Annotated in this window: 14 protein-coding genes; 13 read left to right on the top strand and 1 reads right to left on the bottom strand. The window is 59.2% G+C overall.

Translation table 11 applies throughout. From position 1 onward, the window contains the following. Positions 1-407: 407 nt before the first annotated feature. Entirely contained in the window at positions 408-1190 is a 783-nt protein-coding gene (locus AC6RIC_RS04185) for an HpcH/HpaI aldolase family protein (RefSeq protein WP_499735224.1), read from the bottom strand. 508 nt (positions 1191-1698) lie between these two features. Here AC6RIC_RS04185 and AC6RIC_RS04180 point away from each other — a divergent pair. From AC6RIC_RS04180 to tnpB, 13 genes are all read left to right on the top strand, one after another. After that, complete coding sequence (locus AC6RIC_RS04180; protein ID WP_499735223.1) at positions 1699-2460, top strand: amino acid ABC transporter ATP-binding protein; 762 nt, start codon at positions 1699-1701, stop codon at positions 2458-2460. Positions 2461-2490: 30 nt separating this feature from the next. Beyond that, positions 2491-3162: an amino acid ABC transporter permease gene (locus tag AC6RIC_RS04175; protein WP_499735222.1), complete on the top strand. Its 672-nt coding sequence runs from the start codon at positions 2491-2493 to the stop codon at positions 3160-3162. A 2-nt stretch (positions 3163-3164) separates the two neighbouring features. Next, entirely contained in the window at positions 3165-4406 is a 1242-nt protein-coding gene (locus AC6RIC_RS04170; RefSeq protein WP_499735221.1) for an NAD(P)/FAD-dependent oxidoreductase, read from the top strand. Positions 4407-4422: 16 nt separating this feature from the next. Continuing rightward, a complete protein-coding gene (locus tag AC6RIC_RS04165) occupies positions 4423-4782 on the top strand; it encodes a Rid family hydrolase (RefSeq protein WP_499735220.1) in 360 nt (119 codons plus the stop codon). A 53-nt stretch (positions 4783-4835) separates the two neighbouring features. Further along, on the top strand, positions 4836-5915 hold the full coding sequence (locus AC6RIC_RS04160; RefSeq protein ID WP_499735219.1) for a phosphotransferase: 1080 nt from the start codon (positions 4836-4838) through the stop codon (positions 5913-5915). After that, positions 5912-7246, top strand: a complete 1335-nt coding sequence (locus tag AC6RIC_RS04155) for an aspartate aminotransferase family protein (RefSeq protein ID WP_499735218.1) — start codon at positions 5912-5914, stop codon at positions 7244-7246. Before AC6RIC_RS04160 ends, AC6RIC_RS04155 begins: the two co-directional genes overlap by 4 nt. Positions 7247-7403: 157 nt before the next feature. Next, positions 7404-8183, top strand: a complete 780-nt coding sequence (locus AC6RIC_RS04150) for a transporter substrate-binding domain-containing protein (protein ID WP_499735217.1) — start codon at positions 7404-7406, stop codon at positions 8181-8183. 172 nt (positions 8184-8355) lie between these two features. Beyond that, entirely contained in the window at positions 8356-9876 is a 1521-nt protein-coding gene (gene argH / locus AC6RIC_RS04145) for an argininosuccinate lyase (RefSeq protein ID WP_499735216.1), read from the top strand. A gap of 113 nt (positions 9877-9989) precedes the next feature. Further along, positions 9990-10916, top strand: a complete 927-nt coding sequence (locus tag AC6RIC_RS04140; RefSeq protein WP_499735215.1) for a 2-hydroxyacid dehydrogenase — start codon at positions 9990-9992, stop codon at positions 10914-10916. A gap of 252 nt (positions 10917-11168) precedes the next feature. Beyond that, positions 11169-12239, top strand: a complete 1071-nt coding sequence (locus AC6RIC_RS04135) for a D-alanine--D-alanine ligase family protein (protein ID WP_499735214.1) — start codon at positions 11169-11171, stop codon at positions 12237-12239. Positions 12240-12955: 716 nt separating this feature from the next. After that, the gene (locus AC6RIC_RS04130) at positions 12956-13660 is read left to right on the top strand and encodes a GntR family transcriptional regulator (RefSeq protein WP_499735213.1); all 705 of its coding nucleotides are present in this window, start codon (positions 12956-12958) and stop codon (positions 13658-13660) included. Between the two features lie 371 nt (positions 13661-14031). Continuing rightward, positions 14032-14451: an IS66-like element accessory protein TnpA gene (tnpA, locus tag AC6RIC_RS04125; protein ID WP_499735212.1), complete on the top strand. Its 420-nt coding sequence runs from the start codon at positions 14032-14034 to the stop codon at positions 14449-14451. Beyond that, positions 14448-14795, top strand: coding sequence for an IS66 family insertion sequence element accessory protein TnpB (tnpB, locus tag AC6RIC_RS04120; RefSeq protein WP_499735211.1), 348 nt, complete (start codon positions 14448-14450; stop codon positions 14793-14795). Before tnpA ends, tnpB begins: the two co-directional genes overlap by 4 nt. Positions 14796-14838 lie beyond the last annotated feature (43 nt).

Here is a 14838-nt window from a genome sequence, read left to right as displayed (position 1 = left end):
TCGGCCGCGGACCGAGGGGGCGATGGATCGCCTGCGTCTCTCTGATCGCGAGGGCTGGGAATACGCACACGTGCCCGCATTCCCATGCCCGGGCCAAGTGGTCGAACCAATGCCGTGCGTTGTTCGGAGGCTTCGAGCTGTCGGATCGCCGGTAGAAAAACCCTCGGCGCCTTCTCGCACAAGGATTTCATCTTGCAGCGGTTCAGAAATTCGGGCACGCAAACGGCGTCGTGGCCGGCCCTCTCTCTGCGTGATGGCCAGGTTCAAATCGCCCGGCTATCGCTCGGCTGTGTCGTCGGCGGGCGCCCCAGGCACAAACCTGATCCTGGCGCAGGAGGTGGGCGGAAACCGCCGAGCGACTATCGTAAGATCACGCTGTTCAGCCTGCCGGCCGAAAGAGTGCGACGTCACCGTTTCCCGTTGGGGGCTTTCTGGAAGGACTTCACCAGGGCATCCGCGCCCCTGACGAGCAGCCCGAGGTCGGTCCCGACCGCGACAAAGCTGTAGCCCCACTCGATGTAGCTGCGGGCATCAGCCTCCGATGCCGTCAATATCCCGGCCGGCTTTCCCACGGCGACAAGGCGCCGCCCCGCCGAGCGAATGGCTTCCCGCACGTCCGGGTGATTCGGCTCGCCTATGTGGCCGAGCGACGCCGAGAGATCGGCTGGGCCGATGAACACTCCATCGATGCCGTCGACGGCGGCGATGGCCTCGAGCTGTTCAAGGGCCTCGGCGGTTTCGATCTGGACGAGGACGCAGATCTGCGAGTCGGCTTTCTCAAGATAGTTTGTAACGCGACCAAAGCGGCTCCCTCGCCCGGAGGTCGTGATGCCCCGACGACCGGCAGGCGGATATCGGCAGGCCGCGACGGCTTGGGCCGCCTCCTCGGCGTTCTGGACGAATGGCACCAGAATGCCCGTCGTGCCGATGTCGAGCAGGCGTTTGATCAGAACCGGATCATTCCAGGCAGGGCGTACGATCGGCGTCGCGGTGCCGGCCTGCATCGCCTGGAGCTGTGCCAGTACGGACGGCGTTTCATTAGGGGAGTGCTCGGTATCCACCAGAATCCAGTCGAAGCCGCTGTGCGATACGGCCTCGGCAACGATGTTGCTGCAAAGCGAACTCCACAAACCGATCTGCAACTCACCGCGGCTCAGTGCGGCTTTGAAGGCGTTGACCGGAATATCCATGACGTTTCTCTCCTCTGAACGAGCTGTGATCCGGACAGTCGGCAAATCGAGCTGTTACCGGCGTAGAACTGCAGTGTGGATGAGCCGAGCCATAAGAAGGCGGCAAAGGCGGTTCTTTGATCGTGTCACCAAACAGATTGGCCGGCTACGAGATGTGAGCTTGGCGGTCGGCGGCGGACCGGGATATGCGGCTCTTCCATCTGTTAGTCGCAAGCGTATGCGTCCCATGCGGCTCCTGTGTCACCAGCGCGGCATAACACGCTTGACACATCGATATATCGGTATATCGATGCTTTTCAAGCCAGACGCAAAGGTCTCGCACGCCTCTTTGTGCGGGAATGGGGAAATCAATCTGAATGGCTGACGCTTAGCTGTTGCCGATAGTCCTGTTCCGAACCGGACAGCCAGCAACGCGCCGCCGAATGCCATTAGACCGTCAAGCGGCGGGTGGAGGCTTCATTGCGGAGGCCCCGAGCCCTTGTTGGGTGCGATAGGAACTGAGGGTGCAATGGCATTGCTAGAGATTACCGGGCTGCAGAAATCCTATGGCAGCCTGGAGGTTCTGAAGGGCGTCGACCTCAGCATCGAAGCCGGGAGCGTGGTCGGCCTGATAGGGGCCAGCGGATCGGGAAAATCGACTCTTCTACGTTGCCTGAACCATCTGGAAATCCCCACTGGCGGGGATATCAGACTGGATGGCGAATTGATCGGATTTGCCGACGTCAAGGGCAAGCGCGTGGCGTGCAGGCCCGCCGATCTCAGCCGCCAGCGTCGGAAAATGGCGATGGTGTTCCAGCAGTTCAATCTGTGGCCCCACAAGACCGCGCTGGAAAACGTCATGGAAGGCCCCGTGGTCGTGCAGCGGGTGCCGCCGCAACTTGCCCGGGAGAATGCCATCAAGGCTCTGAGCCGTGTCGGCCTGAAGGACAAGGCGGACAGTTATCCAAGCCGTCTTTCGGGAGGACAGCAACAGCGCGTCGGTATTGCAAGGGCATTGGCTCTTGAGCCGCAGGTCATTCTTTTCGATGAGCCGACATCCGCGCTCGATCCCGAACTCGTCAATGAGGTTCTTTCAGTGATCCGGGGTCTGGCGGAGGACGGGATGACGATGGTCATCGTCACCCACGAAATGCGTTTCGCGCGCGATGTGTGCGGACATGTCGTCTTTCTTGAGAACGGGCGCATTGTCGATGCCGGCACGCCGGATCACATTTTCGGAACGACAGAAAACGTCAGAACAAAGGAATTCGTACGAAGCTACTTCGGCTGATCGAGCGAATTCTGAAACTGAGGGGACGTTATGGATTACGAGTGGAATTTCCAAGTCATATGGGAATATCGCGACGTATTGATGAGTGGTCTGATTCATACGGTTTTCCTTGCCATCATCACGATCGCTGTCAGCATCATTTTTGGGCTCGGCCTCGCTTTGCTGCGGGGGGCAAAGATAACGGCGATATATACGGTTGTTTCGACCTTAATCCAGCTTGTTCGCGCCGTTCCAGTGCTCGTTCTGCTGGTCTGGATGTATTATTGCCTGCCGATCGTGACGGGCCTCAAGCTCGACCCGTACACGACCGTCATCACGGCCCTTTCGATATATAGCTCAGCCTTCTTCGCCGAGATCTTCCGAGGCGGCATCCAGTCGATTGATCGGGGGCACGTGGAAGCGGCCTATGCGGTCGGCATGACCCGCGCGCAGGTGTTCAAGCGGATCGTAGGGCCTTTGGCCTTCCAGAGGATCTTTCCGCCCCTTGTCAACCAATGCATCCTCGTCCTCAAGAACACCACGCTGGCAGGATACGTGGCCGTTCCGGAGCTGCTCTACCTCGGACAGCAAATCAGCGTCAGAACGTTCCGGCCGCTCGAATTGCTGACCATCGTCGCGGTACTCTTCATCGTCACGATCGTTCCGCTCACCTTCGCTGCCGAGTATTTCGAGAAGAAGTATCACAACCGGTACTATCGCTGATCATGACGGAGCGATATGACATCGTAATCGTGGGCGCCGGCGTGGTGGGGCTTTCGGTCGCAACCCGGCTCGCATCGGACGGCCTCGGGGTCGCTGTCGTCGATCCGCTTCCCCCCGGTGGCCGGGCGTCATACGGGAATGCGGGCATCGTCAATCCGGGCGCTGTGGTGCCCATGTCGATGCCGGGAATGTTGAGGAAGGTTCCCCGCTGGCTCACCGATCCGCTGGGGCCGCTCTTTATTCCTCCCTCCTACTTCCCCCGCATCTTGCCCTGGCTGTTGCGCTACCTGCGTGCGGGGCGCCCGGAGCGAGTCCGCCAGATTTCCGAGGCGATGCACTATCTGCATCGAGGCTGCTTGGAAGGCTGGAACGAACTTCTCGGAGAGGATTTTGTCGCGGCGAACATGCGTTTTCACGGCCAGCTTCAACTCTGGTCGGGCAGCGCAAATGGCAAGGGGCAGCAACTCGCCAGCGAACTTCGGACCCGATATGGCGTGGCGGGAGAGCATGTGTCCCGGGACGAATTGCGGGAGCTCGCTCCCGACGTGACACAAGAGATCGCGCACGGGCTGTATATCAAGTCCGGCGGTTTCACGCTCGATCCGGCGGCGCTATGCACCCGCTTGGCATCGGAATTCGAGCGTCGTGGCGGGAAGATCCTTCAGCACTCGGTCGATAGCATCGTGTCCGAAGGGCCGGGCCGATATATTCTGGTCACCAATACGAAAGCCGTTCGCGGTGCTCGCGTCGTCGTCGCGGCGGGAGCCTGGTCCGGGCATCTTCTGTCGCCGCTGGGCATCCGCCTGCCACTCGAAGCGGAGCGTGGATACCATGCGATCCTGCCCGATCATAACCTGAGCCTTGAGCTTCCAATCGGCTTCAAAGACCGTGGTTTCAGCGTGACCCCGATGACCTCCGGGTTGCGTGTGGCGGGCACCGTCGAGTTCTCGGGATTGAATGCGCCTCCCGACATGGAGAGGGCCCGGCGCCTGGTCCAGCACGCGGCCGCTCTCTTCCCCGGCATCAAGCATGGCGAGCCGGAACTCTGGTCCGGCTATCGCCCCTCGACCCCGGACAGTCTTCCCGTCATCGGGCCGGCAAATGACGCAGGCGACCTCCTGCTGGCGTTCGGCCATAGCCATTTCGGCATGACGGGAGCTCCGGGGACCGCTCGCATCATCAGTGACCTTCTTCATCACAAGCGCGAAGCCGGGCAGGCCGCGTTTTCCGCCGCCCGCTTCTAGACCTGGAGTCTGTTTCATGGAAGTTCAACGCAAGCACGTGGCGAAGCGCTACAGCCGTCTCACGATCTATAACGGCACTGCTTATTTCGCCATGACCCCGCTGTCCCCGTACGATGCCACGGACAGCATTATTCCTCAGGCAAAGCAGATCTTCGAGCGCGTAGAGGAACGCCTGAAGGATTGCGGCTCCACCAAGCATGACCTGCTTTTCGTCACTGTCATCCTGTCGGACAAGCGCTATCTGAGCGCTTTCAACGAGCTCTGGGATGCATGGGTGAGCGAGGTCTCCCCGCCGTCTCGCGCCTGCTTCTTTGCTGAGCTGACCCACCCCGACCTCAAGGTCGAACTCATCATTCAAGCGCGGGCTCAGGTTTGATGGCTCCGCCTGATGCCAGTCCAGTTTGCGCTGCCCCTGCGACCTCTTCTCTCATGTCTGCTCCCGTGATCCCATTCACCGAGATATTCGGACGCAATCTCTCGGCCAGCGCAGCGCCAGTCGCTGCGGATCTGGCTCGCGCAATCGTCCGTGAACGCTATGGAATCGATGTTGCGGACATCCAGCAGCTCGCGGCGGAGAAGGATGCCAATTTTCGAGTGACGGCGCCTTCCGGTGCTTCGATGCTTCTACGTGTCGCGCACCCGGACGAAGATCCGTCCACCTTCTCCTTACACAGCGATGTCCTGTTACATCTGGCACAGCGCGCGCCGGAGTTACCCGTGCAGCGCGTGTTCCGAGACCTAGAGGGCGCCAGCCATTCCGTATGGTCCGATCCGGCCGGGCAAGCTCGACAATTGCGCCTAGTGAGCTTCCTACCCGGCCCGCCGCAGCGAACCATGTCCCGTAGCGCGTCCCAGCGACGCGCCATCGGCGAGATTCTTGGCAAGCTCCAACTTGCTCTGGCGGATTTCAGGCATCACGCGGAACGGCATCGAACCATATGGGATATCCAGCACGCGGGGAGCTTGCGACCGGTGCTGGCGATTTTCGACGATGTTTCGACCAGGACTATTCTGGAGCAGGCGCTGGATATCTTCGACGATCGCGTGGCTCCTACCCTGCCGTCGCTGAGACGCCAGATGGTGCACAACGACTTCAACTCCGACAATATCCTAATCTCGCCGTCGAACACGGATGAGGTTTGCGGGATCATCGATTTCGGAGACGCCGTAAATACGGCGGCGGCCATCGACCTCGCTGTGGCGTGTGTCTATCAGCTACACGACGATGATGACCTGTTGCGGCCTGCCTTCGACGTTTTGTCGGGCTTCGTTTCCGTCAAGCAGCTCACCGAAGTCGAGATGTCGACCCTGTACGACCTTTTCCTCGTACGGCTGGCGGTCCGCGTCTTCATCGCCTTCTTTCGGGCGCAACGGTCTCCCGAAAACCGGGCCTATATCCTCAGGAATACATCGCAAGCCATCGCGCAACTGCACCGCTTGCTCACGCTTCCGCCAGGCGCCGTGCGCGAACGCATCTTCAACACTTGCAAGGAAAGCCGCATCTCATGACCACCGGTACGCAAATGATCAACGGCTTCGATCCTGCCAGCCTCGACACGCTGCCGGCGGTCGAGCGCGACATGGTCTCCAGGCGCGCGAACCTGCTCGGGGAAGCCTACAAGCTCTTCTACGACCGTCCTATCCAATTCGCGCGCGGCGAGGGGGTGTGGCTCTATGATGCTGACGGCAAACCATATCTCGATGTTTACAATAACGTACCTCAAGTCGGTCACTGCCATCCGAAGGTCATCGAAGCCGTCACCAGGCAGATTTCGACGCTCAACACGCATACGCGCTATCTGCACGACGGCATCCTTCGCTATGCGGAGGACCTGCTCGCGACCTTCGATACCGGTATTAACCGCGTTATGTTCACCTGCTCTGGCAGCGAGGCCGTCGACCTAGCTCTGAGGGTCGCGCGCTACGAGACCGGCGGCACCGGCCTCATCATCACCGAGAACGCCTATCATGGCCTTACGACGGCCGTCGCGGCGATTTCCCCCTCGTTGGGACCGAATGTTCCGCTCGGCAAGGAGGTCTTCACGGTCCCGGCGCCGGACTCTTATCGTGCCCGCGTGGGCGAGGATATCGGTGACACGTTCGCCGCCAATGTCGCAGCCGTCATCGCCCATATGAAGCGGCGAGACATTCGGCCCGCGGCCCTCGTCCTCGACGGTGTCCTGTCGACCGACGGCGTCCTAACGGACCCGCCCGGATTTCTGGCCAAGGCCGTCGATGTCGTCCACGCCGCCGGCGGATTGTATATCGCCGACGAGGTACAAGGCGGCTTCGGCCGGGCCGGCCTCGGCATGTGGAGCTTCTCGCGTCACGGCGTCACCCCCGACCTCGTAGTGATGGGAAAGCCGATGGGCAACGGACTGCCGATCGCGGCCATGGCCGCCCGCGCGGAGGTACTGGAGAAATTCGGCAGGGATATCCGCTACTTCAACACCTTCGGCGGAAATACGGTCAGCATCGCCGCAGCCCAAGCTGTGCTCAATGTCATTCGCGACGAAGGCCTGATCGAGAACGCGCGGGTGATCGGCGACTATATGGCCGACGGCATCCGCGACCTGTCGCGCCGCTTTCCCGCGATCGGGGACGTCCGCAACGCCGGCCTCTTCATCGGCGCGGATTTCGTCACCGATCCTGACAGCAAGGCACCGGATGGGGCCAAGGCACTGCGCATCGTCAATGCTCTGCGTCGTAAGCAGGTCCTGATCAGCGCGTCCGGCAAGACCGGTAACGTGCTCAAGATCCGCCCCCCTCTGCCGTTCAATCGCGAGAATGCGGATCTATTTCTGGAGCGGCTTGGCGAAGTTCTCGCTGAAGACCAGTGAATTCACCCACAGAAATGAGAGGAAGTCGGAATCCACAATTGAGGTTGTTCAAATATCCGGCAGCGAATTATTGTGATTCTTTCAAACAAGATTCAAGATAGTTCCGCCGTGAATATTAACTCAAACATGGGAAAGAAGGGGAATAATGATGAATATCTTGAAAAAAATCGCAGAAATCGCTTGTGCACTCGTGATGATGGGCGCTGCGGCGGCTCATGCCCAGCAGAATGATTTCGAGCGGATCCTGAAGGAAAAGGTGGTCCGCATCGGCGCCGTCGACTCGTTTCCATCCTACAGGAAGAATCTCTCGACTGGAAAATGGGATGGCATCATGCCGGAGATCGCCGAGCTCGTCTTCGGCAGCATCGGGGTGAAGGTCGAGTACGTCGACGCGGAATGGAGCAGCGCCGCAGCGGGGTTGCAGTCGGGCCGTTTCGACATCATCGGTGGCTTCTCGGCTACGCCCGCCAGGGCTCTCGTCGTGTCCTTCACCGATGAGTTGGCGCGCACGGATATCGGCGTGGCCTCCGTCGATCCCGCCAAGTCCTTGGTTCAGAGCTGGGCGGAGATCAACAACCCGAACGTGTCGATCGCCGTCGCGGATGGAAGCGGCTCGATGAGGACCGCCGAGCGCATGGCTCCCAAGGCCAAGATCGTCGCTCTCAAGAACGAGGCGGCTGCGATCATGGAGATCGAAAGCAAGAGGGCCGATTATTTCCTAACCAATTCCAGCAGCCTCTCACGATACCAGGCATCCAGGGGCGCCGACAAGGTCAAGCTCTTCTACCCTGCGCCGGTCGTCTACCAGCCGGTCGTCTTCGCCGCCCGAAAGGATCAGGATGCCCTGATCAAGTGGCTCAATATCGCCTTCGGGTATTATGTGTCTGATGGGAGCATTCCTTCCATTCGACAGAAATACCTCAGCATGGCGAACTGATCGTCGATACGATACCCAGGGAGGCGGTGGTATCACCGCCTCCCTGGCGTAAAAGCCGCGCGACATCAGGCGCGGATCAACCAGCTACACAAATCGTCAGTGCCATCCATGTTTGCCGGTCACCTCGCATGGGGGCATCCGGCGCACCGACCGCCTTATGAAGGAGCGGGGAATGAAATCCGAAGTGAGCGCCCGGCTGGATGCCGCGATGCATCCCATCCTGTCTCGGCACATTTACGAAGGCAGAATATCTGGGGACGTGCTAGCCACTTTCACGTATATGGGTCTGGTCAACATCGCTCACACTTTGATGCTGGCGAAGAAAGGGCTGATCGAACCTTCGGTCGCGTCCGTCATCATGGCAGGAATACTGGATATTCATGCCGGAGGATGGGAGGCCGTTCCGATCGACCCGAGGAAAGAAGACGCCTACTTCAACTACGAAGCCTATCTGATCAGCAAGGTCGGCATTGAGGCCGGCGGGCGGATGCATATCGGGCGCAGCCGGAACGACCTTGGCGCGACCATGGAGCGACTGCGCGCAAGGGATCGACTGCTGGAGCTTTCCGGGCTGGTCCTCGACGTGCTGACCCCCCTTCTTGAGAATGCATCGACGTATGCCGACGTCATCATGCCGGGTTACACGCATCTTCAGCCCGCGCAGCCGATCACGTTCGGGCACTATCTGTTCGGAATATTCTGCGCGCTCGAGCGCGATTTCATCCGACTCCAGTCGGCGATGCTGCGGATCAATCTCTCCCCGTTAGGAGCCGGCGCCCTGGCGACCACCTCGTTCGACATCGATCGACCGTGGCTGTCGGACATCCTGTCCTTTGACAAGCCCATGGAGAACTCGCTGGACGCCGTGGCGTCGCGCGATTTCGGCATCGAGACCTTGTCGGCGATGTCGCAGCTCGCGGTCACCTGGAGCCGACTGGCGCAGGACTTCTACGTTTTCGCATCCAACGAATTCGATCTCATCCGGTTTCCCGACAGCGTCGCCGGAACGTCGAGCATCATGCCCCAGAAAAAGAACCTCTTCGTTCTGGAGCACCTGAAGGGCAAGGCGGCCCAGTTCATCGGGCTCCTGTCCGCGTCGATGGCCGCGTCGAAAGGGACGAATTTCACAAATACCGTCGACGGCAACAGAGAAACGATGAAGGGTCTCTGGGACGGATTCGAAGAGATGAACAACTGCCTCCCCTTGCTGAAGCTCGTCGTGGAGACAGCGGCCCCCAACTCCGACGTCATGAACCGCGCCGTGAATGAAAGCTTCTATATGGCGACGGACCTTGCCGACCTTCTCGTCAAGAAGGGGGGCCTCTCATTCCGGGAGGCGCACCATGTCGTCGGCCGCCTCGTTGGGGATCTCCTTAAGGCAGGCTCGCTGTTGGGAGAGGTCACGCCCGAGCAGATCACGGCCTCGTCGCGGGAAGTCGCGGGCAAGGTCGTGGTTCTGGCTGAGAATGATCTGCGACAGGCAATCGACCCGGCTGCCGGCGTCGCGGCGCGCAATATTCCGGGGGGGCCGGGTCCCGAGGCTCTGCGGAAGGCGATCGCCAACGGCCGCGTGCGCCTGGACAGGGCCGTCGCGGAAACCAGCGCGATGCGTCGGAGGTTCGATGCGGCGACCGCGGAGCTGTTGGCGCTCGGAAGAACGCTGGCCGACTCTCCCCAAACGGCAAAGGTCTAGGGTCCCGAGCACGGCATCACATCACGACAGGCGGTTATCTGGTGGTTCCCCCAAGACCTATCCTCTTGGCCGCCTGTCGGATCTCAACTCTCTAAGCTACGACGCGGTGTGTGATGGCCTTTTATTGCAACGCAGACGAAGTGCGTGCCCGCGCAATTCGGGACTGTTTTTCCAAAGAGCTTCCGGATTTGCGCTTTGTCACGGCCGGCCAACCGTTCGAACCCGAAGAGATTCAGTACATTCTGACCTGGAAAGTCGTTCCGGAGCTTCGCGAACGCTATCGCAAGCTTGAGGTCGTATTCTCTCTCGGCGCCGGCGTTGACCAGTTTCGTTTCGAAGAGCTGCCGCAGCAGGCGAAACTAGTACGGCTGATCGAGCCCGGCATTGTCGCGCTGATGCAGGAATATGTGGTCATGGCCACCCTTGCCTTGCATCGCGATCTAGCAATCTACCTCGGACAACGCGCTGAGGCCGAATGGGTCAAGCATCCTATTCGTCCGGCGTTCGGAGTTCGCGTCGGAGTTATGGGTCTGGGCCAACTCGGCCAAGCCGTACTGCGTGCACTCGCTCCGTTCGGCTTCGAGCTCGCAGGGTGGAGTCGTACGCCGCGCGCTATCGAAGGCGTGTCTAGTTTCGCGGGTGACGAGGAACTGGCGCCGTTCCTGGCCCGAACTGATATCTTGATCTGCCTGCTGCCCCTGACTGAAGCGACGCACGGCATCCTGTCGAAGAGGCTGCTGGCGCAACTTCCGAGGGGGGCGGGACTCGTTCATGTGGGACGCGGGCAGCATCTCGATCAGGACGCCCTGCTCGAAGCGCTCGGATCCGGACAATTGCGTGGTGCCGTGCTCGATGTAACGGATCCGGAGCCTCTCCCGAAAGGGCATGCGATCTGGAATCACCCGCGGATTCTGCTGACTCCCCACATTGCGTCCACAGCTCAGACGGATACGGCTGCCCTTGCAATCGTCGAGAACATTCGGCGGCACGGCAGGGGCGACGAGATGATCGGCGAGGTGAAGCGAGACCGTGGCTATTGATTGTGGCATCTACGGAGCGGTGATGCAGCGCGCTACCTTACGAACCTCTGGAAGCCGACAGGGCGGAGATGCAGCCTGGCTTGGAGGAAGGTCGCCCAAGCTGCCGTGTCGGCTACAAGGCTTGCTCTGTACGCGCCCGCGCACCCCTGAGCTTCCATACCTGGCTTCAGGTAAGGCGTGGCCGCGGCCCCATTTGTTTTGGCGGCCTGGCTGGTTAACCGGCGCTGGCGCCAACTCTTTAGGAGAATGAACGTGACGAACCGGTCGGCGAAACCGTGCATTGCGATCCTCTATGGGGGGCGCTCGGCGGAACGTGACGTTTCGGTGATGTCGGCTAAAAACGTTATTTTCTCGCTCTCGCCCGAAAAATACGCCCCGATGCCCATCTACGTGACACGTGACGGGAGATGGGTTCTCGGGCGGCTTGAGGACGGGAATCTCGCAACTCCAGAGCGGGGCACGGAAATCTGTCTGGTCCCGGGCGGCGGCGGCCGCCTCCTTGCTATTTCGGAAAGTGGCAGGCTGGCAGAAGGGGGAAGAATCGATGCGCTCTTTCCGGTGCTCCATGGGTTGCATGGCGAGGATGGCTCCGTGCAAGGGCTTGCCGAGGTCGCTCGGGTGCCGCTTGTCGGCTGCGGGATTCTTGGCTCTGCAGTCGCTCTCGATAAGGTGGTCACGAAGTGCCTGCTCCGGTCCGCCGGATTGCCCGTGACGCGCTCTGTTACGATTCAACAAGGATCGGCGCCGTCGTTTGCTGCTCTAGAGACCGAGCTCGGCTTGCCGATGTTTATCAAGCCGGCCCGTCAGGGCTCGTCGGTTGGGGTCCGAAAGGTACATGCGAGTCAGGAATTCGCTAGTGCCTTGGCGGAGGGGTTCAAGCACGATCGAAAGCTGCTCGCGGAGGCGTTCGCCGACGGTCGTGAAATTGAGTTCGCCGTACTCGAGGATTCTGCAGGGAACCTTCTCGTGTCACGACCCGGAGAGATCATTCCGGCAGAAAAGCACGACTTCTACAGCTACGAGGCAAAATATATCGATGAGAATGGCGCCGCCCTGAAAATCCCTGCCGACCTTCCCGAAGATTTGGAAGGAGCCATGCGCGACATAGCGGCCAAGGCTTTCCGCGCTGTTGGCTGCGATGGTATGGCGCGCGTTGATTTTTTCTTGATGCCGAACGGTCTATTTCAGATAAACGAACTCAATACGATACCAGGATTTACCGACATCAGCATGTATCCAAAATTAATGGAATTCAGCGGAGTGTCTTACGAAGAGTTGCTGAATCACTTAATATTACAAGGCATTAGTCGAAATATTCTATAATAATTTTAATTTCAAGTTAATCTTCTGCCGACGGATTATTTGGCTATCGATTTATTGAAATAATATTTCATTAGTGGATACAGTTACCCGCAGGGATACGAAAGGCTGAGCAATTGCTCCTTCTCAACGCCATCTTCGGAATCCTTGCGGGCATTGAGCGAGCAGCATCCCAGGCGTTGTCGGCGTGCCTGTTGAGTGCCGGATGATGATAGAGTGGGCGGCCAATGAATTTGCACTGAGGCGCGGCTACAGCGATTCGTCGAGATATGCCGGGCCATGGCACGATAAGCTCGACCGAGCTTTCGAAAAGCAATGTGTGCCGTCCGGACGTAACGACCGAAAGCGTCTCGTTCGAGCGTCGGTCGGTCTGCACGAGGATGGAAATCCTTGCTGGCGACCGCGCACGCTGGCGGACCGACAGTTTCATCAATCTTCTGCGAGGCCTCACCGTTGCGGCTACTCAATTTGCGCGGCCTCGGTGCAGTTACCGGTCGAGCACCATATTGCAAGTGGTTCGTCTTGCAGTTGCATCTTCTGCCACCTATCGGCTCAAGTTGTAGCGCGGAACGCAACAGAGCGCAGGCAAGTTCAAGCGAGCGAGACACCGATACCGTTGTGGCTGGCGTCGGAAGTCGTGCTATGGCGGCGATGCCTGCCCGGTATGAGCGATCGTGGTTTGGCCTGAGGATTAGTTAGGCTAGAGGAAAACACATATTATGCTGCAAGGGCGGACCAACCTTCCGAAGGCTGTCCAGATTTACCAACTGATCCGTGATGAGATTATTTCTCTCAAGCTTCAGCCTGGAACTGTAATCAACGAAAAGGAAATAACCGCTCGCACCGGCGCCTCTAGAACGCCGCTGCGCGAAGCGTTGATTCAGCTTGTTCAGGAAAATCTGGTCGTTGTCGTCCCCGGAGATAAAACATTTGTGAGTAAAATTCGCTTAGAAGAAGTTATGGAAGGACAGCTCCTGCGAGACACTTTGGAATCTCGGGTAGTCAAGCTCGCTGCGCGAAATTACGATAACAAATTTGAACCTTTGTTTGACATGAATATGCAGCTGCAGGCTGTTGCAGCAAAGAACAAGGACGTTGATTTATTTTTCAAGTTTGATAATGAATTTCACGAGCTTATTTGTGCCTGCGCAGGTCATAAAAATATCTGGTCTCTTATCCGTAGGGGAACAGCGCAGCTCGACCGGATCAGGCGTTTTTCGTTCGTCTTGGAAGATAGCTTCGATACAGTTATGGATGAACACAGGGAAATGGTCGATAATATAAAATCAAGAAACCAAGACGGAGCTGTCAAGGTTTTCCATATTCAGATTGATAGTATTGTCGAATCGATTAAGATTCTACTCTTAAGGAGATCTGATCTTGTTGAAGGTCATATTGATTTGAGCTTGGATTCAATCCGATAGTTGAGTAAAATATAATTTCAGCATGATATTATTAAATTACTATTTTGGTATCGATCATTGGAAATTTATTCGAGTCGATCCGGTTAAACTAGATCGTTTTCCGCTCAGTCTGGGTCGTAGCCTGCAGCTTTGAAGAGGTTTGCAAATTCGGCAGGCGAGAAGAGCGGAATTATGTCTGCAATCCTGCTCCAGAGACTGTCGCGCGTTCGCTCTGGCACCTTACGCAACAGGGCTTTGAGCTTCGAAGGGCGTTTTCAATCGGGTGAAGTCGAGGCTGTATGGCCGGAGGCAGGTAACCGTCCGGTCTCGGCCGCCTTGCGCGGTGGGCGGCATTTCCTGAACGGTGTGACCTTAAGTCTAGCTTTAAGGTCATGGCGATGGTTCGGGCGGAGGTTCTGGGCGCGATCGAGCGGCGGCGGCGCTGGCACTACGGCGACAAGGTCCGGATCGTCGAGGAGAGTTTCGCTGCTGGCGTGACGGTGACGGATGTCGCGCGGCGCAACGGCGTCGCGGCGAGCCTAGTTTTCACATGGCGTCGACAGGCGAAGCTGGGGCAGTTGGGAGGGGGCAGCCCGGCGCCGCTTCTGCTGCCTGTCGAACTGGCTCCTGTCGTAACCGACATCACGCCCACGCCGGTTGCCGAGGTCGCCGTTGCGGAGCCCACGCGTCGGAGCCGTCGTTCGTCCGGCATGATCGAGATTGCGCTCGGCTCGGGCCGCAGGCTGCGGGTCGATCGCGATGTCGACGCGGACGCGCTGCGGCGGGTGCTCGACGTGCTGGACCGGCGATGATCGCGATCCCCGCCGGGATGCGGGTTTATCTCTCCATGGGCCCGACCGACATGCGCAAGGGCTTTGACGGCCTGGCGGCGCTGGCACAGGGCGCGCTGAAGCAGGATCCGTTCTCCGGTCACCTGTTCGTCTTTCGCGGTCGCCGAGGCGATCTTCTGAAGGTGCTGTACTGGGATGGACAGGGCTTCTGCCTGTTCGCCAAGCGGCTGGAGAAGGGCCGCTTCATCTGGCCTGTGACGACGGACGGCGCGGTGCGGCTGACGCCGGCGCAGCTCTCCATGCTGCTGGAGGGGATCGACTGGCGCGCGCCGATCCGAACCGATCGCCCCAGCCTGGCGCTGTGAAGCGAAGGGCTTCGAGCCGATTCAGGACTGTGGCCCGCGGTCA

This window comes from Allobosea sp. TBD101 (genome assembly GCF_059817965.1).
This window is presented reverse-complemented; position numbering and strand designations above follow the sequence as displayed.